Below are 1,830 nucleotides of genomic sequence, written 5' to 3'. Positions count from 1 at the left end.
ACAGTCGCACCGCGCATTGGCGCACCGGCCGTACGCACCGGCGACGGCGATTGGGAAACGTTCTAAGGCTTAGGCAAAGCGATTCTGCGGACGCGCCAATCCCAGGTGCCGGCGCAGCGTGTCGCCTTCATACTCGCGGCGGAACAGGCCGCGTTCCTGCAAGATCGGCACCACCTGTTCAACAAAATCGCTCAGCGATTCGGGCAGGTAAGCCGGCATCAGGTTGAAGCCGTCACAGGCGCCGCTGTCGAACCATTCGGCGAAGTTGTCGGCGATCTGTTCGGCGGTGCCGGCCACCACGCGGTGCGAGCGGCTGCCGCCGAAGCGTTTGCCGAGCTGGCGCAAGGTCAGGTTGTCGCGCTTCGACATTTCCTGCACCAGCTTGTAGCGGCTCTGATTGCCGCGGATGTCTTTCAGATCCGGCAAAGGTTCATCCAGCGAATACACCGACAGGTCGTGGTTCATGCTGTCGGACAGCAGCGCCAGTCCTCCGAGCGGATGCACCAGGTCTTCCAGATGGCGCAGCTTCTCTTCGGCCTCGGCTTGCGTGGCGCCGATGATGGGCATCACGCCGGGTAAGATCTTGATGCTGTCGGGCGTGCGACCATATTTGAGGACGCGTGCGTGGATGTCGTTGCGGAATTCGCGCGCCGCTGCGATCTGCGGTTGCGATGAAAATATCACCTCGGCCGTCTGCGCTGCGAAATCGCGTCCTGTATCCGATGAACCGGCCTGGATCAACACCGGATGGCCTTGCGGCGGACGCGTCACATTGAGCGGGCCACGCACGCCGAACCAGTCGCCCTTGTGATGCAGGTAATGGACCTTCGAAGGGTCGGCGTAGACGCCGTTCTCCTTGTCGAGCACCAGTGCATCGTCTTCCCAGCTATCCCACAACCTGGTGACCACATCGAGGAATTCGTGCGCGCGGCCGTAGCGGGTCTCGTGTTCCAGATGTTCCTGCTTGCTGAAATTGAGTGCTTCGCCGTCGTTGGTCGAGGTGACGATATTCCAGGCGATGCGTCCGCCGGTCAGGTGGTCCAGCGTGGCGAAGGCGCGCGCGAGGAAGAAGGGTTCGTTGTACGTCGTGGAGGCGGTGGCGGCCAGGCCGATCTTTTCCGTGACGGCGCCGAGTGCACCCAATAGCGAGATCGGCTCAGGCCGCGCTTGCGCGAGGTAGCGCACGGTGGTGTCGAAACGGTTGTCGAATCGATCCGAAATCGCCAGCCGGTCGGCAAAGAAAATCAGATCGAACTTGCCCGCCTCGGCGATCTGCGCCAGCTTCTTGTAATAAGCGAAGTTCATGGTGTTGGCCGGATCAACGCCGGGAAAGCGCCAGCCGGCGGCGTGGTGGCCGACCGACATGAGGAAGGCGCCGAGGTGCATTTGTTTGGGCGATGACATAAGAGTGTGTCCGATGGGTTACTTGACGGAGACCGACGCGTCCTTGATCTGCACGGCCTTGGGAATCAGCTTGTAGCGGAAGAAGGTATCGGCCACTTCCTGCTGCGCTTCGACGATATTCGGCGGCAGCGGATAGGCCACGCCCCAGGCCTGACGGGTCAGCGCGAGCTGCCAGACTTTCAGCGGCACGCGCGTGTCTTTTTCCAGGAAGCGGGCGGTCTCGTCGGCGTGCTCCCTGGCGTATTGCTCGGTGTCGTTGAGCTTGTCCAGCGTGAGGCGCAGGATGGCCGGATAGGCTGAGGCGAATTTCGCCGGCGCGACGTAGAAGCTGTATTGCGGCGTCAGTCTGGACGCGGTCACCAACGGACGGGCGCCGATGTTTTGCTCGATATCGGCCAGGCGCGGATCGGGCACCACCCACGCGGC

2 protein-coding genes are annotated in these 1,830 nt (G+C 62.4%); both read right to left on the bottom strand.

The window, feature by feature from the left end; genetic code table 11:
• Nucleotides 1-69: 69 nt before the first annotated feature.
• Nucleotides 70-1,404 carry an LLM class flavin-dependent oxidoreductase gene (locus HLUSI_RS0107420; protein WP_016833373.1) on the bottom strand — a complete coding sequence of 445 codons (1,335 nt, stop codon included), beginning with the start codon at nt 1,402-1,404 and terminating at the stop codon, nt 70-72.
• Between the two features lie 18 nt (nt 1,405-1,422).
• The coding region (locus HLUSI_RS0107415; RefSeq protein ID WP_016833372.1) for a hypothetical protein at nt 1,423-1,830 on the bottom strand (408 nt) is incomplete at its 5' end.

The organism is Herbaspirillum lusitanum P6-12, assembly GCF_000256565.1.
GTDB classification, from domain to species: Bacteria; Pseudomonadota; Gammaproteobacteria; order Burkholderiales; family Burkholderiaceae_D; genus Herbaspirillum; species Herbaspirillum lusitanum.
The sequence above is the reverse complement of the archived record's forward strand: the minus strand, read 5'-3'. Positions and strand labels throughout refer to the sequence as shown.